The sequence below is a fragment of the Acinetobacter sp. ANC 3903 genome (assembly GCF_002135315.1).
Lineage (GTDB): Bacteria > Pseudomonadota > Gammaproteobacteria > Pseudomonadales > Moraxellaceae > Acinetobacter.
The window spans coordinates 1-20,143 of sequence record NZ_NEGA01000019.1 but is presented as its reverse complement, the minus strand read 5'-3'; the positions used below and the strand labels follow the sequence as shown (position 1 = coordinate 20,143).

Below are 20,143 nucleotides of genomic sequence, written 5' to 3'. Positions count from 1 at the left end.
CACGGATCAACCTTCGGAAGCTCGAAAGAGCTTTCGAATACTAGGTTAAGCGTATGGCAAATTTAAAAGAAATTCGCGCCAAAGTAGCTAGTATCAAGAGCACGCAAAAGATTACTCGCGCGATGCAAATGGTAGCAGCTTCTAAGATGCGTCGTGCGCAAGAGCGCATGGCTCAAGGCCGTCCGTATGCCGAAAATATGCACCGTGTAATTGCTCATTTGGTACAAGCGAACCCTGAATACAAACACCGTTATATGGTTGAACGTCCTGTTAAGCGCGTTGGCTATATTATTGTGTCTTCAGATCGTGGCCTTGCTGGTGGTTTGAACATTAACCTGTTCAAGAAAGTGGTAAAACACGTTCAACAGCAACAAGAGCAGTCAATTGAAGTTCAATTTGCTTTAATTGGTCAAAAAGCGGTTTCGTTTTTTAAAAACTACGGCGGTAAAGTGCTGGGTGCGACTACAAACGTAGGTGATGCGCCGAGTCTTGAACAGTTAACTGGTTCTGTGCAAGTGATGTTGGATGCTTATGATAAAGGCGAGTTAGATCGTATTTATCTAGTGTCAAATGGCTTTGTTAACGCCATGACTCAAAATCAAAAGATCGAACAACTTGTTCCTTTAGCAGCTGCTGAAGAAAACGATGGTCTAAACCGTCAATACGGTTGGGACTACATCTATGAGCCAGAAGCTGAAGAGCTGTTAAATGGCTTATTGGTTCGTTACATCGAGTCTATGGTTTATCAAGGCGTGATTGAAAACATCGCGTGTGAGCAGTCTGCCCGTATGGTTGCAATGAAAGCTGCAACTGACAACGCAGGCGACCTCATCAAGAGCCTACAACTTATTTATAACAAGCTGCGTCAAGCCGCGATTACTCAGGAAATTTCTGAGATCGTTGGTGGTGCCGCTGCCGTTTAACATTATTAGTTTGAATTGAGGAGACAGCAATGAGTAGCGGTCGTATCATTCAGATCATCGGCGCGGTTATCGACGTCGAGTTTGAACGTAATAGCGTTCCTAAGATCTATGACGCTCTCCAAGTTGACGGTACTGAAACTACTTTAGAAGTTCAGCAACAACTTGGTGATGGTGTAGTTCGTACCATCGCAATGGGTTCTACTGAAGGCCTTAAACGTGGTCTTAACGTAACGAATACTGGCGCACCTATCTCTGTACCTGTAGGTACAGCATGTTTAGGTCGTATCATGGACGTTCTTGGTCGCCCTATCGACGAAGCTGGTCCAGTTGCGACTGAAGCGCGTTTGCCGATTCACCGTCAAGCACCTTCTTATGCTGAACAAGCAGCTTCTACTGACCTTTTAGAAACTGGTATTAAAGTAATTGACTTACTTTGCCCGTTTGCTAAAGGTGGTAAAGTTGGTCTGTTCGGTGGTGCCGGTGTTGGTAAAACTGTAAACATGATGGAATTGATCAACAACATCGCTAAAGCTCACTCAGGTTTATCTGTGTTTGCTGGTGTTGGTGAACGTACTCGTGAAGGTAATGACTTCTATCACGAGATGAAAGATTCTAACGTTCTTGACAAAGTAGCAATGGTCTACGGTCAGATGAATGAGCCACCGGGTAACCGTTTACGCGTAGCGTTAACTGGTTTGACCATGGCTGAATACTTCCGTGACGAAAAAGATGAAAACGGTAAAGGCCGTGACGTATTGTTGTTCGTAGACAACATTTACCGTTACACATTGGCTGGTACCGAAGTATCTGCACTTCTAGGTCGTATGCCATCTGCAGTAGGTTACCAACCGACTCTTGCAGAAGAGATGGGTGTTCTTCAAGAACGTATTACTTCTACTAAGTCTGGTTCGATTACATCTATCCAAGCGGTATATGTACCTGCCGATGACTTAACAGATCCATCGCCTGCAACTACGTTCGCCCACTTGGACGCAACTGTAGTATTGAGCCGTGACATCGCATCTTCTGGTATTTACCCAGCGATCGATCCACTTGACTCTACTTCACGTCAGTTAGATCCATTAGTAGTGGGTACTGAGCATTACGAGATTGCTCGTTCAGTTCAAAACGTTCTTCAACGTTATAAAGAATTGAAAGACATCATCGCAATTCTTGGTATGGACGAATTGGCTGAAGAAGACAAACTTACTGTATACCGTGCACGTAAGATCCAACGTTTCTTCTCTCAACCGTTCCACGTAGCTGAAGTGTTTACTGGTGCTCCTGGTAAACTTGTACCGCTTAAAGAAACAATTCGTGGCTTTAAAGGTCTTCTAGCTGGTGAATACGACCACATTCCAGAACAAGCGTTCTACATGGTTGGTGGTATTGACGAAGTTATTGCTAAAGCTGAGAAACTTTAATTAGTTACCTAATTTAGGAGATTCTCATGTCAACTATGCAATGTGACGTTGTAAGTGTTAAAGAGTCTTTGTACTCAGGCACTGTAACTATGCTAATTGCTAAAGGTGCTGGCGGTGAGTTGGGTATTATGCCTGGCCATGCTCCGCTGGTAACTTTGCTCAAGCCGGGTGCAATCCGCGTTCTGCTTGAAAACGGTACAGAAGAATTAATCTATGTATCTGGTGGTGTTCTAGAAGTTCAACCGCATGTTGTTACGGTTCTTGCAGATACTGCAGTCCGTGCAGAAAACTTAGATGAAGCTGCAATTATTGAAGCACGTAAAAATGCTGAACAATTGCTTGCGAATCAAAAGAGCGACTTGGACTCTGCTGCTGCGCTTGCTGCTCTTGCAGAAACTGCTGCACAGTTGGAAACCATCCGCAAAATCAAAAACCGCGCTCAATAAGAGACGGTTCGAGATTGAAAAACCACCCGAAAGGGTGGTTTTTTTATGGTATAAATAATTAAAAATAAGAAGGAAAATAGGTTTGAAAAAGTTTTCAGAGCTTAGTCTTTATAGAAAGATGCTTTCTATGTTTTTGTTTATTTTTTCTTATGTAGTATTAATAACCATTGTTTTCATCTTGCCAATATCTATTGATAGAGGAGCTACTTTAGCGTCTTGTTTAAGTTTTGGGGCAACTTTATATGCTGCTGTAGTTGCTTATCTCTTACTTGACAATTGGAAGGTTCAGCACAGAACCAATTTAAAAAGTGAATATTTGCAGAAGACATTTGATAAATATATTGAATTAAAAGATTCAATGATTGAGCTCCAAAATTTGCATGATTATTGGAAGGAAGATATATATAGAAATCATGGGGAAATACAAGACTTTGAAGACGGTGGTCTGATCAAAAAAATATTTGAAGTTCAACAACATCTTCAGGAACTGAAAAGTAAATTCCATTACTATTCTTTAATTTTTAAAGATCAATCATATAAACAAAAGATTGATGAGCTTAAGGATGAATTGGACCAATTATTGCAGCCAATACTGGTGGAATGTCATGAAAGAGAAGGAGTTGTTCATAATTCAGAGCATTTGAATAATGCGGAAAATTTAAAATCAAAACTTCCAAAGATTTTGGAAAAATATGATGAAGATTTAATTGAATTAATGTCGAGTAAGATTGTTCTAAGATAATTTATGGGTGTTAACTAAGATTACAGATAAAAAACTCCCCATTCCTCAAAATCTTTACCTTAAACATCTCATTAAAACTGTTTGACCTATTTTCTAAACTAAAATTCTAATTTTTGTTGTCTTTAAAGAAAGCCTGTCTAAGTTGAGCTAATAACAGCTGACTCACCTTGTCGTCTTGAATCTTAATCAGTTGTCTTAATTTTTCAGCTTTGGGTGCATCTTCCGGAACGATAATTTCTTCTCCAGATTGGTCAGCATATGAAATAGGTCGAGGATTTGCTGTGACCAAATTGGATGAAGCGGGATATTCAACATGCCAAAGCTGAGTTGAAAGAGCCATGATGTATTTATATTCATCCGTATCTGGCTGAAAACGTTTATACAGTTGCAAATCTTGTAATGTTTCTAAACGATCATCTGGGGCAGTGGAGGAAGGACTTTGCCCTTCGACAATGATCGGGTGAATTTCATGTTGCATCAAATGGTAGTCAAGCCAGTCACCAAGCAGGCTGTGGTCAATATCTGCAACATAATCGCTATCTTGCTGGATCAACTGTTGAAGTCGTTGCAATACGTTAATTTCTTTTTGTTGAAGCACATAACGTGCTTCAGTATCAAGTTGTTCCAACTCTGTAATAGGAAGCTCTAGAAAGCGTTGTTGCTGTTCAAAAGCATCCACAATATTGCTTTGATGGACACTATTCCATTGCTGCAAAGCATGAATTTCAAGTTGCTGAATTTCTTTAAATGCCTTGCTTCGATAGTGACTGAGCTTAATACGTTGAATATTTTGTTGATTAAATTCAATTCGCTGTTTGATGTATTCAACATAAGGACCAGTTTGCTTTGGGCTGACTGGTTGAATAACATTAACCAATAACAATTGCTGCTGTTGGCGGTATTTGAGCCAATCTTGAATCAGTTGAACATCTTTTATGGGTTGAGAAAAAAATTGATTTAAGCGTGGGATAGCTTTTTCAGGCATGATGAAATGGAATACGCCATATGTCAGGGTTGCTAAACAGACCATCACTAGAACAATTTTTTTCATTATATAAATGTGTTCTCTTTATTTGTTATTTGTACATCCTATCGTAAAAATGAGAACTGGTTAATGTTTTTTATAAAAATATTAATTGTTTATAAAAAATCCCTATTAATTGTCAGATTTAGCTTAAAAATCTAATGAAGGTTTTGCTTAAACAAGGCTTCTTTTTCTCAATGCTTTTGGATGTTTGAAAATGGGTAGTCAACAATATCTAAAGTTGCATATATTTTATCCGCACATTTTCTTAATCTAAAACAAATCATTCGCTGGCTTAGACCCTATGAACCTCATTGCCCATGAACCACATTTTTGGGAACTCTATCGCGACGACACACATTATTATCTCAGTATTGCTGTGGATATGAGTTCAGTCGTATCTTGCTGGGACTTGGTCTTAACACAAGAGGAAATACAGGGTTATGAACACCGCGGTCGCGAGAGCATTCAGGAATTGGCAAAATCTCTGGTGGCTTCGGCCTATAAAGGTGATTTTTCTACAATGGAAAGCCGTCTGGCCAAACCCTATGAGCGTCAGGCCATGCAGGCAGCATTTAAAGCGTGGCAGAATAGTCAAAAAGCAGACTAAGCGATTTATTCGGAAAGGGGGAGTATGGAAAACTCACCATTGCCGATAATTCTTATCTTAAAAATTTCGTCAAAACCTTCATTCAAATTGGGTACTTCAAGCTTTTTATGGGTGGCACGTACACCCACTTCAGGAATATTGGCTTTACCTACCCCGGAGGCTATTTCGTTCTAAGGTACTGTGCAAGTCCGTCTCAAAATAATAGCAAATCACTTCAAAGCCAGCATCTTTGGCGCGTTGAATATATCGGGCACGATCATCTTGAGTCGGGTTGGTGTTATCAATCACCATCTTGGTTTTAGAGGCAAGACCTGCTTCAAAAATCATATTTTCCCGATGCCGGGTTTTCAGCATATCCAGATTAATGCGCAAATGACTATGGTGCAGATTCAGCAGGTAAAAGCTGGATTTACCTGAAGCCTGAATTCCTGTAAAAATAATCAGTTGCATGATACGTGCTACATCTTGAAGTCAGGTTTTATTAAATCATAAATCGTCTATTTCGGGATATTCTTCTCGCTTGCCGCCTCCATAACTGGCAAAGCGAGGCTGTGTCCGTTTAAACACTGGGGCAGGAGTATCCCAAGGCCAGTTGCCAAAATGGGTTTCCCGATAGCGCTTGAAGGCATCATTCAGTTCTTGTTGTGTGTTGAGGACAAAAGACCCACGCATAGCAACGGGTTTAGCAATCGGTTCACCTTCCAGCCATAAAATCCGTGCTTCCAGTCCACCTGCTTTTAACTGGGTTGCCTGATCCGGTTTGAGCTAAACCAGATGTTTAAATTGAATTGCCTGAGCTTCAATCCATAGTTTGTTGCCCTGATAAAAATAGGCAAACCGGGTCGCAGTCGCAGAGCTTGCAGGAATAGTGAGTTCTGCGTGTGGCTCTAAACTAATCATCACCCTATTTTCACTGGCTGCGGCCCAGGAATGTGGCGGGCATGGAATCGCATTGGTTGATTTAATACTTCCTGAAATGACCCGAATATCTGATTGATGATCTGCCAGATCGCTTTCAATCACATGAGGGATATGTTTACGCCACATCATTTTATAGGGGGCATCTTGCTGTTTTTGTTCAGGGGAGGAATTAAACCAGATTTGAAACAGCTCAAAAGGATTCTCTTGATGTTCCTGCAATAAAGGAAACATTTCACAGTATTTAATGCCATTGCACATCACCGGCCGCATAACGGTCAGCCTTTCCCAACGAATCGAAATGATCGACATAGCCTTGCTCGACCAGAGTAATGGTTTCAAAACCGGTATGTGGATGTTCCGGAAAACCGGGCACGATATCGTCATAGTACATATTGAACTCTTTATTTTTTGCCGCAGTTTGTGGCCCCATCTAGGCATTCGCTGCTGGAAAATGATCAATATGATGGGCAGTAAAGATAAACGGATTTTTCAGATCAAGACGGAATTCAACTGGAACAATCGAGAGTATGGGCAAGTCGTTCATGCGCGATATCCTGAAATCAGATTTTTGTTTTTATGAGCAATAGATGAATAAGCAACTTGTTTTATGACTTTAAAGCTGGGCTGAAAAATGGTCTATAGCTGAACTGTAAGATGCATCAACATGAGTGAATTTGCTACAAATTAGCAACTATGGGGTTATTTATTCTTCTTTATAGTAGAACCAGCTTATTAAAAAAGCGATCTCAATATGTGTCATATGGAGAGAGTAAATATGGCAACAACAATGAAAGCAGCAGTGGTGACTGCATTTGGTCAGCCGCTGCAAATACAAGATGTTGAAATTCCTAAAATCAGTCCCGGCAAAGTGCTGGTGAAGATTATTGCCACAGGTGTTTGTCATACCGATCTGCATGCCATGCATGGAGATTGGCCAGTGAAACCGACTTTGCCTTTTATTCCTGGACATGAAGGTGTAGGTGAAGTCATCGAAGTAGGTGAGGGCATTGAGCATTTAAAGGTCGGTGATATTGTCGGTGTTCCATGGCTATATTCAGCTTGTGGGCATTGTGATCATTGTTATGCAGGTTGGGAAACCCTGTGCAAGAAACAACAAAATTCAGGTTATTCAGTCAATGGCAGTTTTGCCGAATATTGTTTGGCAGATGGCGATTATGTCGGGGTGATTCCTGAAGGTGTCGATCTGCTGGAAATCGCCCCGATTCTATGCGCGGGTGTAACGGTATATAAAGGCTTGAAAATGACTGAAGCCAAAACCGGTGATTGGATGGCCATTTCCGGTATTGGTGGCCTAGGGCATGTAGCCGTTCAATATGCCAAAACCATGGGCTTTAATGTGGTGGCGATTGATGTAGATGACACTAAACTTGATTTGGCAAAAAGCTTGGGTGCAGATGTTGGATTAAATGCGCTTAAAGTCGATGTGAAAGAACAAGTATTGAAAGCCACTGGTGGTGAGGGCTGTCATGGAGTTTTAGTCACCGCCGTATCGCCTAAAGCATTTGAACAAGCCGTTGCCATTGTCCGACGTGGCGGAACCATGGTCTTGAACGGTTTGCCACCCGGAACATTCGACTTGTCTATTTTTAATATGGTGCTGGAAGGCATTACCGTACGTGGTTCGATCGTCGGAACACGTTTAGATTTGAAAGAAGCACTGGATATTGCTGCTCGTGGCAAAGTCAAAGCCCATATCAGTGTAGAACCGTTAGAAAATATTAATGATATTTTTGACCGCATGGAGCATGGCAAAATTGACGGTCGTATTGTGATTGATATGAAACTTTAATCTGCCAACAGAATCAGACCACTTCAGCACAACTGAATTGGTCTGTCTCTGATGCGTCTATCTTTAGGTAGAGACTAGCTTTTTTGAGCATCTTTATCCTGACTGTCAGGAATAATCATGCTGGCAAGCTTGACCATTTCCAGCTGGATATTACCCATCTGTTTTTCAATTTTCTTGAAATCGACCTGAGCCACGTTGATTTCTCCATTGAGCAAGGGAGTTGCGAGTACTTGCTGATTGGCCTGCAGCAAATCTTGGCGAATGGACTCAATTTCCTGACTTTTTAAGTTCAGGCTACTCAGTGCCTGATTAAATCCGGTCAGTTGCTGTTTCAAGGTATCGGCACTGTCTTGAAGCTGTGCCTGATCTTTATCCTCAATGGCAGTTTGTAAATCAGTCTGGGTTTGTTTGAGCTGCTCGACATAATCACCCGCTTTCAACTGCATATCGGCCACATCACGCACGATATAAAACATGTTGCCACTTTTCAGTTCGGCTTTTGGCATTGCGGTTGATTCGGTAGTTAATTCCTGAGCGTCCTGTTCAGATACTTCGCTTGATTGTGAAGTTTGGGTTTCTGTTGAGTCTGGAGTATTGGCTTGCTCACAACCAATCAATATAAGGCCCGCACTAAACATCACAAAAGGAGAAACCACATTTTGGATGAATTTTTTCATAACCAATTCAGATCTTTATTTCAGTAAAGATGAATATAAGGCTGAAATGTGTAGAAAAAACTGATTGTTGCAAAGTGATAACAAATTTATTTGTAGGCATTAAAAAAGAGTGCCGAAGCACCACTACTGTCCCATAGTTTGAATTTTATTTTAGTATTGAATCAGCATGATGATTTGTTATCTTTAAATATTTGATATTTATATTTTTCACAGCCTTGTCTTTTCTTTAAAAGTGTAAATGGCTTTGTGTAGGCTAAACCCTACTTTTGACAGACCAAAAGTAGGCAAAAGTCTTTATTCCCCCATACACGACCTCCTGTCGTGATGGGGAATGTGTGGCATCCCTGCCACACTCGCGAATTTAACACATAGACTTCAACTATGGGACAGCATTGTCTATTTTCACCGAGATTATCGAACATTAACCGCGAATGATTTTGATAATGTTATGGTTCATTACGTTGGTTAACACATAGTCGCCATTCACTTTAATCCATTGCTGGTTTTTACTGGGTTTGCTCAATTTTTTGTATTTGGTATGGTCCACTTTATAGCTTTTGCCATGGTATTGACCTGGTACTTTTTGACCGACTTTCCAGTCGTGTGACGGATTCACTGCTTTTTTATAAACAGCTGGTTTGTGCTGTTGCTGCATAGATGCTTTATGCTGATTTTGAGCATGCGGTGTTTGATGTTTAACCGGCGCTTTGTGTTGATTAACGTGATGTGGTTGATTGTGTTGACTCACTTGATGCGACTGGTGATGCTCTTGTGGCGCAGCCATTGCAGGTGCAGCAACCAAAGCAGTAGATAAGGATAAAACGATTGCTTTTACTAGAGTATTCATACTTCACCTTTTAATCATGGCGGTGTGTTTATGAGCTGATCATAGTTCTAAGTTATTGATAGATATAGGATGGGTTGCTGTTGAATGATTAAAATCATGAAAGAAAAATGAAGAGCAGAATTCTTTATTTTAATTATTTAAGCTTTTGTTTTTAAATGAAAAATATAAGCACCTACAGGCTGTGTAGATGCTTACATTACTGTTACAAATTACTTGCCGAGTTCAGCATTAATCGCCTCAACAATACGCGGATCATCTGCCTTGATGTCTGGCGCAAAGCGGGTAATCACTTCACCTTTTTTATTAATCAGGAATTTTTCAAAGTTCCAGAGCACTTCAGGTTTAGGGTTAGGTGTTAAGCCATAATCGACCAAGTCTTCCCACCAGGGACCTTCACCGATACGTTCAGGAATAGCTTGGGTCAAGGTCTGGTAAAGCGGGTGTTTATCTTCACCCGCCACTGAGATTTTAGAAAATAGCGGAAAATCGACCTGATAATTCAAAGAGCAGAACTCCTGAATTTCCTCATCAGAACCTGGTTCCTGTGCCAAGAAATTATTGGCAGGAAAGCCTAAAATCTCCAGTCCTTGGTCTTTCTTTTCTTTATACAGCTTTTGTAGGCCTTCATATTGTGGAGTTAAGCCACATTTAGATGCCACATTCACCAACAGCAATACTTTGCCTGCATATTGATTTAACGTGATGTCCTGTCCGGCAATGGTTTTGACGGGAATGTCATAAACAGATTGGCTCATGAAAAAGTCCTTAAATATTTGAATGTGAACTACTGCTTTGTTTTAAAGCTTATTCTGCATGCCGACAAGTCTTTATTGATATGAAGATATCAATATTCATTCATAGCCAAATACCCCAAAACAGGTCAATCGACCTGTTTTGGGGTATTTGGCAGAGTTTAGGGGGCTGTTTTGGCTGGGGTAGTTTTGACCTGGTTTTGCAGTGCCTGCATTTCAGTCATCAATTCTTTCTGCAATTGAGCAGCACGGTTCTGTAATTCCGTCACTTTTTGCTTATCCGGTGAGCTTTCAAGACTGGTTTCTGCCAGCGCTATGCCTAAATTGTTGGATTCTTTGATTTTGTCACGAACAACATTCACTTCGCCACTTTTCAGTTTTAAGGTATCAAGTTCTTGATTAAATTTATTAATATAGGTTTTCATCTGTGCCACAGTACTGGTTAAAGCAGCTTTGTCACCTTTTTGCGCAGCCTGATTGGCTTTATTTTGCAGATCCGTAGCTTCTTGGGAGTTCCTGTTGGAGAGCATCTGGATTTGATCTAAATCACTTTTAATATCAGCTGAATTATTCGAGCTAAGGCTGGTTGTGACCGGTTGAGTGGTGGTTGAGGTTGAGGTTGTGCTGGTTGCTGATGATGCGGGTGCCTCATTTGTTTTTTTATCACAGGCCGTTAATGCCAGAGCAGCCACACACAGTGAAGCCAGTAATGATTTTTTCATATCGCATCCTTATAGATCCAATGAAAACATCAGATCTAAATATTAAAACAAACATTAAAAACGTTAAAAATATAGTTTAGACTCGATTCAACAGAGTGCTGTGATCAAAATGGCATAGGACGTTAACTGGTGACTAGGGCGTTTTTGTTGTGAAGCTGCTGCAAATTGCAAAAAGAGTTATTTATTTAATAACATGAAGGATTAGATATCGCGCAGTTGTGCAGGGGTTTGTTCGGTATAACGCTTAAAGAATTCAATAAAACTGGAACTGTGCTGATATCCCAATTCATAGGCCAGTTTTTTCACTGTTTTGCCTTGGCGAATCTGTGTGATCGCATACAAAATTTTAGCCCGATTGCGCCATTCAGATAAACTCAATTGTAATTCCTGCTGGCTTAAACGCAGTAAATGTCGTTCGCTGATGGATGAGTCTCTGAGAAGTTGCTGCAAACTCTTGTGAAATAGCTGTGGATTGGCCAATTGCTGTAATAGTGGCTGCAGCAAAACATGATGGCTTTGCGGTAAATAATGCTCATAGGCAGGTGCAGTTTTTAGTTGATCGAATAACACCTGTAATAAATTCCGATAATGCAGCGTGCTGATGCCTTGCTGTTTCTGTTCTAGAATTTCATGTACCAGATGCCGAAGAAAGGGGCGAATGCTTAAAGTTTTGGTGCAAGCAGCAAAATGCTCACAGAGGCAAGGATGCACACGAATACAGACATAATGGGTGATTTGTTCATCCAGTGCGATCGAGGCATGTGCGGTTTGTGGAGCAAGCCACAGACCATAGTTGGGAGGCGACAGATATCTTTGTCCTTCTATTTCATATTCCAGAATACCGTTCAGGCTAAAATTGAAATCACCCCATAAAGAACTGTGTGGTGCCACAATTTCATCTTTTTGATAAAAGAAGTCATTCACTTCTATATAGTGCTCAATATGCTTCAGCATATGAATATCCTTGTGTTCATTTTTTTATTTGTAGAGCGATCATTGAAAGATTTGGAAAGTCATTTGAATAGTCACAATCCGGTCAGTCAGTGTCTGTAGCTCAATACTGATGTCTGAAATTCGATATTCTAATTATTTCAGACTTCGGTAAAAATGAATATGGGGATATTCAGGCGCGGGAAAGGGCATGACACAGCAACACAAAACAGTCTGGTGGGCAATCGCTTTGCCCTTGCTGGCAGTCTTAATTTGGTCGATGAATATTACCGTAACCCGCTATGTCGCCGACTATATTTCACCCGTCAGTATCAGCTTTTATCGCTGGCTGGTGGCTTTTGTGGTCTTAACCCCGTTTATGCTGGGCAAGGTCTGGCGTGAACGGCAGCTGGTTTTGGTACACTGGAAACAGCTTGCTGTTCTTGGTGCTTTTGGAATGGTGCTGTATCAAGGTCTGGGTTATAGCGCAGCGCATTATACCACTGCCACCAACATGGGCATTATCAATGCCTTCATTCCGGTATTTACCATCTTCGTGTCCATGTTTATGCTGAAGGACATGCCTAACCGTTTTGCCGTTGTAGGCAGTATGCTGTCTTTTGCCGGTTTGCTTTATGTCATGGCTCAGGGAAATTTCACCCATCTGCTGCAGTCCGGTGGACATCCGGGTGATGTCATGATGGTACTGGCGGTATTTTTTTACGCATTTTATGGGGTTTTCCTGAAAAAATGGCAGCTCCAGATTCCCTTGCTGATTAGCCTGTATGTGCAGATTGTTTTTGCCCTGCTTTACCATTTGCCCTTTGTTTTATACTTGGGACTGGATGCAATTGATCAACACAATGTAGGCAGTGTGCTGTATGCCGGTATTTTTCCGTCTTTAATTGCACCACTGGTATGGATGCTGGCGGTACAGATGATCGGGCCGAATCGCACCAGTATTTTTATGAATTTAATGCCAGTCTGTACCGCCATTATTGCCAATCTGTGGCTAGGTGAAGCATGGACCATGTATCACAGCATGGGGGGGCTGATCATTTTATTGGGTATTTTATTGGCTCAAAAGAAGGATCGGGTGGTAACAACAGCAAAATTAAATGCATAAACGCAAAAACAGCCGATTAAAAAACAGACAAATAAACTAGTTTTATCACTAATTTTTATGAAAATAAACTCTGAATCGTAGTTTTAAAAAAAGCATTTAAAATGGATGTTTAGCTAAAAGATAATTAAAAATAGTGAGATAATTTAAATTGTTAATAAAAAATGATAAATATTTGATAGTTTTTAGCTGTCTTTTAAGATAAATAATATATTTGTATAAAGAAATTAATTATTACATAATATTTATATCGTGAATGTTTAAGTTATTCTTAACAATCTTTAAACCTTCGCAACCAGATTCACAGACCCTCTGGATGTGATTTATGCACATCCTTTTTATGCTCAACCGTCCCTATATGGTTGAGCTTTTTTTTGCCTGAAAATTAGCTCAGTCCCTTATTTATTACATAGCAATGACCCGCATTAAGCGCGGATCACTTCACCTGTTTCAGCATCGATAATACGGCTGGGTTCTTTGCTTAGACCCAAATCACCATTCAAATAATTGACCTGACTGGAAAAATATTGGCTGGCTTCTTGCAAAGAGCGGGCGGGATTTTCCCCGGCAGGGTTGGCACTGGTTGAGACAATAAAACCGTTAAAGGCATTGCATAGTGCAACGCATAAGGGGTGTGTGGTGACTCGTACCGCCACTTTGGGATGGTTGCCTTTAATCCATGCAGGAATATGATCGCCTGCCGGTAACAACCAGGTGGTTGCGCGTTCAGTCGGAGAGCGATGGCTCCAGGAATCAATCACTTTTTGACGCATTTCTGCAGTCAGTGGTTCTAACAGATGTTCGACTTGCGCAATTTGCGCTGCCAGTAAAATAACCCCTTTTTCAATCGGACGTTGCTTTAAACGTAAAATCTCCAGGAACGCTTGTTCATTAAAAGGATCACAGCCTAAGCCCCAAACTGCCTCTGTGGGATATGCTAAAACATGTCCTTGTTTTAAACATTGAGCAGCTTCGGCAACAGAGGTGGTAATCATCAGATTTTTTTCCCTTCACATTTGTTAAAGGGCTATTGTGAACCTTATTTGCCTGGACGACAACGTAGATACAAGCCTGCCTGTTGGGTACACAAGCCAAGCAGCTCCAGTTCCATCAGTTGGCTGGTCAGTGTGGCAACATCTAACTGCTGCTGAGTGACCAGCTCATCCAGATGTTGTCCCATCCAGTCCAACTGGTTATACAGAATGCTCAAATACGCTGGCAGTACGGGTTGAGTATTCAAAGGTGCGATTTTACTGGCTTGTTCGCTATGCTGTTGAGTTTGCCATTGAGTCGGTAGAGCCAGATCTTCAATCACCTGTTCAGGATGATCCACTAAAATGGCACCTTCACGAATCAGCTGATGGCAGCCTTGATGGTGCTCACTATAAATATGACCGGGAATGGCAAAGATAGATTTACCTTGTTCGGCTGCCCATTTCGCCGTGATTAAAGAACCACTTTTCAGTGCCGCTTCTGCAACAATGACGCCGAGGCTTAAGGCACTGACAATACGGTTGCGCCGTGGAAAATGTTGCTGCAAAGGCGCGGTTCCGGGTAAAAATTCGGTAATGACGGTGCCTGAATGGTCAAGGATCTGTTGGCGTAATTGCTGATGTTGACTGGGATAGGTCTGGTCTAGTCCGGTTCCCATCACCGCAATGGTGTGATTGTGTTGCAAAGCCCCCTGATGGGCAGCCTCATCAATGCCTTGCGCCAAGCCACTATTAATATAAAAGCCTTGTTCACTAAGATAATAAGCAAAGTCATAGGCGACCTGACGTCCGTGGTTACTGGGTTTACGACTGCCGACGATGGCAATTTGTGGTTGCAGCAGGATTTGAGCATCTCCTTGACCAAACAGGATCGGCGGTTTGTTGCAATAAGGCAGCAGCTGGGTGGGGTAGTCAGGATGGTCGAATGTGAGAATGAAATCGCTATCTTTTTGAATCAGGGCAACACAATGCTGGAATTGCAGCTGTGATTCAGGAAGATGAAAATCTCGCAGGCGTTGAATATGGTTTTTGTGAATGCCAAGCTTTTGCCAGGTTTCAATTTGATCAGGCTGTGTTGCCTCAGCTAGATGGGTATAGTGTTGCTTGATTTTATAAAAGCTGGTGATCGAGTGCTGCACCAAAAACCATACGCGAATGTAATCCAGCTGCAAGGAGCTTAATGAGTTGAGCATAACGAGACCTTTAATTGTGTCTTCTTTTTATTATTTGAAAATAAAATGAGGCTGAATTTCAGCCTCATTTCTAGATTTAGGGATTATTCATCCATCAGTGGCGGCTGAATGCCGGCACCGACTTTAATCGGTAATTCGCTATCCAGTACATAAGCATAGCTTAAGTTATCAAAGCTTTTGAATACCATAATGTTACCAATGCGCTGTCCAGGGAGCTGAACGCGTTCTTTGGTTTTTGGATCAGTCACGACTTCACCTTTTTGGTTCACCGACAATACCTGTCCGGTTTGAACACCCTGCAAGCTACCACGGTCAATGGTAACAACACTGTGTTTTGCAGCTGTACCAATTGAGCCCATCACGCGAACAACTTGACCACCGGCAACCACATCTTCAGCATTGGTCGGGTAGAACACAGTTGGCAGCATTGGATCATATTCAGGCAGTACACGGTCGCCACGACGAACTTCAGAATTATAAGTATCTGTTAGTTCTAGGGTGGTAATGTCATTTTCACCACGTACCGCAACTCCAGATGCAACCTGAGTCAATTCAAGACCGGCATTGTATTTTTTGCCTTTTGCATCGGTAAACATATACGGTTCACCTTCACGGTAAACCGCATAACGTTGACCGACTTCCAGTCCATTGCCACGTGCATAAACGGTTTGACCTTGAGCAGCCAGAACGCGTTGGTCAGCAGTTCCTACAATGTAAGGCGTACCTGTAACTGACTCAGGTGCCACAATAGTGCTGCGTTCTAGCCATTGTTTGATGTATTCCAGTGGAATCACAGGAATAGCATTGTTTAATGATTCCACCCGAACCTGAGGTTGTAACTTGGTGCCACCAGTATAACGACGGATAATCCCTTCACAGCCATCACCTTCATCTTTACCGATGATCGGTTTGCCATTATAGGTACACATGAGCAGGCGGTCGCCCGGGAAAATCCAGTGTGGATTTTTCACATGTTTATTGCTGGCCCAAATTTCAGGCCAACGCACCGGATTTTTCAAAAATCTTTTGGAAATATCCCATAAAGTATCGCCTTTTTTCACCACATAAACTTGTGGTGCTCCGGCTTTTAATGCAGGTGGATTGACGTTACGGGTAGGTGCTGCTTCAGCAATGCTCACCATTCCGGCCCCAACACTTACACATACGGCAAGTGCCAATAATTGTTTTCTAAACCCCAAGGCACTAAAAGTTGGCATGCCCTTCAAAACCTTTTTCATTATCATAATTCCTAAAATTATGTATGTAGTTGCGTTATAATAACGATATTACACACATTTTTTTGATGAAGCATTCCTTCATTTTGTTTTTTGATCAATGGCATAAGTGAGGACACCGTATGGCCTTATTACCTATTTTAAGTTTCCCGGATCCCCGTCTTCGTACCATTGCTAAACCAGTCGAAGAAGTTACTGATGAAATTCGTCAGCTCGCAGCCGATATGTTTGAAACCATGTATGAAGCCCCAGGTATTGGTTTGGCTGCCACACAGGTGGATCGTCACATTCAGCTGATTGTCATGGATTTATCTGAAAACAAAGATCAACCCATGGTATTCATTAACCCCAAAGTCACGCCATTAACTGAAGAAACTCAGCCTTATGAAGAAGGCTGCCTGTCAGTGCCTCAAATATACGATAAAGTTGAGCGTCCGTCACGTGTAAAAATCGAGGCAATTAACCTTGAGGGTCAATCCTTTGAGATGGAAGTGGATGAACTTCTCGCTGTTTGCATTCAACATGAAATGGATCACTTAAATGGCAAATTATTTGTCGATTATTTATCGCCTTTAAAACGTCAACGTGCACGTGAAAAAGTAGAAAAAGTGGTGCGTCAGCGTCAAAAAGAAAAAGTTGCAGTGAAACGCTAATCCTTACGACTTCTGGATTAAAGAGTTTAAAAAAAAGCCCAATTCAAATTGGGCTTTGTTATACTTGCCTGCGACAAATTCTAGGGTTTGCCTATGGTTCTGCGGGGTGGGCTGCTACTCTCGTTTCTAGCAGTATTTTTACAGATTGCTGTATTTTTGCAGCCTTTATTACCGAAGCAATATCAGATTGCTCCGGTCTGTGAAACTATTACCCGTGCATTATTACAAAAACCAATTTCTTACCCATTTTCTGTTTCCGGACATTCTCATCAGCATCATCAAATAACTCAGCAGCATGAAAAGTCTGCAGAGCATGACCATCATGATGCCCATCATCAATGTCAGTACTGTACCGTCTATGGCAATCTGGTGTTGCCGCCTGAGCTTGAGGTCAAGGAAGTTTTAGACCGTATTCAAGTACGTTTACTGGCCTTCCAAAAGACCTTTGGTCATGTCTGGTTTGTCTTACAACGACTCTTTTTAATCCCCCAAGGGCGAGCCCCGCCACTATTTGCATAAATCCACATTGATTTTGCTTGGGTCTTGATTGACTTAGGCCGTGTTTAATTTATGAATTCAGTGAGATAAAAATGGCTCAGCCTAAATTTTATTTACAGCCGCTTACGGCTGCGATTTGTGTTGCATGTTATTCAGCTTCAGCCTTTGCTGAGCAGCAAACAGCAATCGTGCAAACTTTAGCGCCCATTGTGGCCACAGCTCATCAGGGTAATGATGCCAATGGTTTGATTGTGCATGCCGATCCAAAACAGCCGATCCAGCCGATTCCAGCCAGTGATGGTGCTGACTATTTACAAAGTATTGTCGGTTTTAGTGCGGTCAATAGCGGGGCAGGCACCAATGGGGATATTACTTTCCGTGGCATGTTTGGTTCACGGATTAAAATTTTAACTGATGGCACAGAAAACCTCGGGGCATGTCCAAGTCGTATGGATTCACCGACTTCGTATATTTCACCAGAAAGTTATGACCGTATTTCGGTCATTAAAGGACCACAAACGGTTCAATATGCCAATACCGGTTCGGCTGCGACGGTAATCTTTGAGCGTGGCCCGGAAACTGAATTAACGGCTGAAAAAAATTATCGTGGTCAGGCAAGTGTGCTGCTCGGTTCTTATGGTCGGCTGGATCAGAATGTGGAAACTGCAATTGGTGATGAAACCAAATACATCCGTCTGAATGCCAATCGTTCTGAGGCAGATGATTATCAAGATGGCAATGGGGACAGCGTTCCATCGGCATGGGAGCGCTGGAATACTGATCTGGCGATTGGCTGGACACCGGATGAAAATACCTGGCTAGAACTGACGGGTGGTAAAGCTGATGGTGAAGCGGTGTATGCTGGCCGTGATATGGATGGCTCTAAATTTGCCCGGGAAAGTCTAGGCTTGCGATTTGAGAAAAAGAATATCAGTGACGTGATTAAAAAAGTTGAAGGGCAAATCAATTACAACTTTAACGATCATGTCATGGATAACTATAGCTTACGTGATGTTCTTGAAGCAGATAAGTCCATGAATGTGACGCGCCGTACGCTTAATACACGTTTCGTGATGACCAGTGAATGGGATAAGTTTCAACTTGTATCGGGTGTGGATTCACAGCAAAACCATCATGCTGGCGGGATGAGTTCAGCCATGATGAAGATGCCAGTGACAACCGATATGAAATTTAATTCCTATGGTGCATTCGGTGAATTAAGCTATCAGTTGAATGAGCAACATAAATTGCTGGGTGGTGTACGAGTTGATGATGTGAGTGTGGAAAAACTGGCAAAAGGGGTGAAGCGGACTGAGACCTTACCAAGTGCCTTTTTACGCTTAGAAAGCCAGCATCCAGATCATGATGCCAAAAGCTATCTTGGTTTGGGGTATGTTGAACGTATGCCGGATTATTGGGAACTTTTTAAAACAGATTATGAAGGTACTATGCATACCTTTAAACGTTTAGATACAGAAAAGACTTTACAACTAGATTTAGGCTATCAACATCAGCATGGTGCATTGAACTCATGGGTATCAGCTTATGCAGGATTAATTAATGATTTTATCCTGATGACTTATGATCCAGCCAAGATGCCAAGCATGATGGTCAATGCAGCAGATTCACGCAATGTGGATGCTACCATTGCAGGTGCAGAAGCGGGTATGGGTTATCAATTTACCAATCATCTGCAAGCTGATGTCAGTGCGATGTATGCTTGGGGTAAAAATACCATCGATGATAAACCTTTACCGCAAATTGCACCTTTAGAAGGGCGAGTAAATCTTCGTTATATTCAGGATAAATATACACTCGGTGCATTATGGAGAGTAGTGGATGATCAAAGTCGCATTAGTCAAAATCAAGGTAATATCGTAGGTAAGGACTTTAAAGAAAGTGCAGGTTTTACAACTTTGTCCCTAAATGGCACCTATCATTTACGTGATGGGGTGGATGTATCAGTCGGTATTGATAATGTTTTTGATAAAACCTATACCGAGCATCTAAATAAAGCTGGCAGTTCAGGTTTTGGTTTTGACAGTAATGAACAGTTTAACAATATTGGACGTAACTACTGGGCACGGATGAGTATGAAGTTCTAATTCGGTTGAATTTAAAGCAAAAAGCAGGGCATAAGCTCTGCTTTTTGTATTTTAAAATACTAAAAATAGATAAATATCAATATCTTATTATCTATTGATATTTCGAAAGAAAATAATAAACATTTTTCTTAAATAATTTAAATATATAAAACAATTACTTATAAATTTTGTGGTTTATAAAATAAACACACAATTCAACTCATTTAAAAAAGGTGTTGCAAGCCCTCTGAAATCCTGTAGAATGCACATCCATCGGCGGTGATGAAGATTAAAACTTCTGATAAAACAGCAACTTAGCACGAAGTGTTAAGATTGGGTTTTAGAAAGAAAGTTTAAAATAATTTGAATTACTGATTGACACTGAGAATATCTAGTGTAATATAGCCGACCTAGCTTGCTGGTGACGAATCAGCAAGAAGATCATTAAGAGATTATGAAGAACAACTTGTGTGGATTTTTACTGGTTGATTGATCGAAATTATTTTCATTGATTGATGGTAGAAATGACTCGAAGTT

General features: G+C 41.4%; 19 protein-coding genes and 2 pseudogenes. 10 read left to right on the top strand and 11 right to left on the bottom strand.

The features are described 5' to 3' along the window. Positions 1-53 precede the first annotated feature (53 nt). From atpG to B9T29_RS13770, 4 genes are all read left to right on the top strand, one after another. Positions 54-923: a F0F1 ATP synthase subunit gamma gene (atpG, locus tag B9T29_RS13785; protein ID WP_086176472.1), complete on the top strand. Its 870-nt coding sequence runs from the start codon at positions 54-56 to the stop codon at positions 921-923. A gap of 29 nt (positions 924-952) precedes the next feature. Continuing rightward, on the top strand, positions 953-2,347 hold the full coding sequence (gene atpD / locus B9T29_RS13780) for a F0F1 ATP synthase subunit beta (RefSeq protein WP_086176471.1): 1,395 nt from the start codon (positions 953-955) through the stop codon (positions 2,345-2,347). A gap of 26 nt (positions 2,348-2,373) precedes the next feature. Then, positions 2,374-2,793 carry a F0F1 ATP synthase subunit epsilon gene (locus B9T29_RS13775; RefSeq protein ID WP_086176470.1) on the top strand — a complete coding sequence of 140 codons (420 nt, stop codon included), beginning with the start codon at positions 2,374-2,376 and terminating at the stop codon, positions 2,791-2,793. Positions 2,794-2,875: 82 nt separating this feature from the next. Continuing rightward, positions 2,876-3,535, top strand: coding sequence for a hypothetical protein (locus tag B9T29_RS13770; protein WP_086176469.1), 660 nt, complete (start codon positions 2,876-2,878; stop codon positions 3,533-3,535). 106 nt (positions 3,536-3,641) lie between these two features. On the opposite strand, the gene B9T29_RS13765 is transcribed toward B9T29_RS13770, so the two are convergent. Beyond that, complete coding sequence (locus B9T29_RS13765; RefSeq protein WP_086176468.1) at positions 3,642-4,586, bottom strand: hypothetical protein; 945 nt, start codon at positions 4,584-4,586, stop codon at positions 3,642-3,644. Between the two features lie 277 nt (positions 4,587-4,863). On the opposite strand from B9T29_RS13765, the gene B9T29_RS13760 reads away from it, so the two are divergent. Beyond that, positions 4,864-5,169 carry a hypothetical protein gene (locus tag B9T29_RS13760; protein WP_086176467.1) on the top strand — a complete coding sequence of 102 codons (306 nt, stop codon included), beginning with the start codon at positions 4,864-4,866 and terminating at the stop codon, positions 5,167-5,169. A gap of 5 nt (positions 5,170-5,174) precedes the next feature. Here B9T29_RS13760 and B9T29_RS13755 read toward each other — a convergent pair. Together B9T29_RS13755 and B9T29_RS13750 are read right to left on the bottom strand one after the other, a co-directional pair. Next, positions 5,175-5,619: pseudogene (locus tag B9T29_RS13755) on the bottom strand (AAA family ATPase). Positions 5,620-5,655: 36 nt separating this feature from the next. Next, a pseudogene (locus B9T29_RS13750) lies at positions 5,656-6,634 on the bottom strand (pirin family protein). A 231-nt stretch (positions 6,635-6,865) separates the two neighbouring features. On the opposite strand from B9T29_RS13750, the gene adhP reads away from it, so the two are divergent. Then, positions 6,866-7,900 carry an alcohol dehydrogenase AdhP gene (adhP, locus tag B9T29_RS13745; RefSeq protein WP_086176466.1) on the top strand — a complete coding sequence of 345 codons (1,035 nt, stop codon included), beginning with the start codon at positions 6,866-6,868 and terminating at the stop codon, positions 7,898-7,900. Between the two features lie 74 nt (positions 7,901-7,974). Here adhP and B9T29_RS13740 read toward each other — a convergent pair whose 3' ends face one another. From B9T29_RS13740 to B9T29_RS13720, 5 genes are all read right to left on the bottom strand, one after another. Continuing rightward, a complete protein-coding gene (locus B9T29_RS13740; protein ID WP_086176465.1) occupies positions 7,975-8,577 on the bottom strand; it encodes a hypothetical protein in 603 nt (200 codons plus the stop codon). A 421-nt stretch (positions 8,578-8,998) separates the two neighbouring features. Then, the gene (locus tag B9T29_RS13735) at positions 8,999-9,424 is read right to left on the bottom strand and encodes an RcnB family protein (protein ID WP_086176464.1); all 426 of its coding nucleotides are present in this window, start codon (positions 9,422-9,424) and stop codon (positions 8,999-9,001) included. A gap of 209 nt (positions 9,425-9,633) precedes the next feature. After that, complete coding sequence (locus B9T29_RS13730) at positions 9,634-10,179, bottom strand: glutathione peroxidase (protein ID WP_086176463.1); 546 nt, start codon at positions 10,177-10,179, stop codon at positions 9,634-9,636. Positions 10,180-10,337: 158 nt separating this feature from the next. Continuing rightward, the gene (locus tag B9T29_RS13725; protein ID WP_086176462.1) at positions 10,338-10,898 is read right to left on the bottom strand and encodes a hypothetical protein; all 561 of its coding nucleotides are present in this window, start codon (positions 10,896-10,898) and stop codon (positions 10,338-10,340) included. Between the two features lie 201 nt (positions 10,899-11,099). Further along, positions 11,100-11,852 (bottom strand): helix-turn-helix transcriptional regulator, encoded by a 753-nt coding sequence (locus tag B9T29_RS13720; protein WP_086176461.1) that lies wholly within the window; start codon positions 11,850-11,852, stop codon positions 11,100-11,102. A gap of 187 nt (positions 11,853-12,039) precedes the next feature. Between B9T29_RS13720 and B9T29_RS13715 the strand changes: the two genes are divergently transcribed. Then, positions 12,040-12,954: a DMT family transporter gene (locus B9T29_RS13715; protein WP_086176460.1), complete on the top strand. Its 915-nt coding sequence runs from the start codon at positions 12,040-12,042 to the stop codon at positions 12,952-12,954. Between the two features lie 422 nt (positions 12,955-13,376). Here B9T29_RS13715 and B9T29_RS13710 read toward each other — a convergent pair whose 3' ends face one another. The 3 genes from B9T29_RS13710 to B9T29_RS13700 form a co-directional block, all read right to left on the bottom strand. Continuing rightward, the gene (locus B9T29_RS13710; protein ID WP_086176459.1) at positions 13,377-13,946 is read right to left on the bottom strand and encodes an L-threonylcarbamoyladenylate synthase; all 570 of its coding nucleotides are present in this window, start codon (positions 13,944-13,946) and stop codon (positions 13,377-13,379) included. Positions 13,947-13,990: 44 nt separating this feature from the next. After that, positions 13,991-15,136: a DNA-processing protein DprA gene (dprA, locus tag B9T29_RS13705; RefSeq protein ID WP_086176458.1), complete on the bottom strand. Its 1,146-nt coding sequence runs from the start codon at positions 15,134-15,136 to the stop codon at positions 13,991-13,993. A gap of 83 nt (positions 15,137-15,219) precedes the next feature. Then, positions 15,220-16,374: a LysM peptidoglycan-binding domain-containing protein gene (locus tag B9T29_RS13700; RefSeq protein WP_086176457.1), complete on the bottom strand. Its 1,155-nt coding sequence runs from the start codon at positions 16,372-16,374 to the stop codon at positions 15,220-15,222. Between the two features lie 119 nt (positions 16,375-16,493). Between B9T29_RS13700 and def the strand changes: the two genes are divergently transcribed. The 3 genes from def (at position 16,494) to B9T29_RS13685 (ending at position 19,627) form a co-directional block, all read left to right on the top strand. Continuing rightward, positions 16,494-17,024, top strand: coding sequence for a peptide deformylase (gene def / locus B9T29_RS13695; protein WP_086176456.1), 531 nt, complete (start codon positions 16,494-16,496; stop codon positions 17,022-17,024). A 93-nt stretch (positions 17,025-17,117) separates the two neighbouring features. Further along, entirely contained in the window at positions 17,118-17,543 is a 426-nt protein-coding gene (locus tag B9T29_RS13690) for a DUF2946 family protein (RefSeq protein WP_086176455.1), read from the top strand. 71 nt (positions 17,544-17,614) lie between these two features. Beyond that, positions 17,615-19,627, top strand: coding sequence for a TonB-dependent copper receptor (locus tag B9T29_RS13685; protein ID WP_086176454.1), 2,013 nt, complete (start codon positions 17,615-17,617; stop codon positions 19,625-19,627). Positions 19,628-20,143 lie beyond the last annotated feature (516 nt).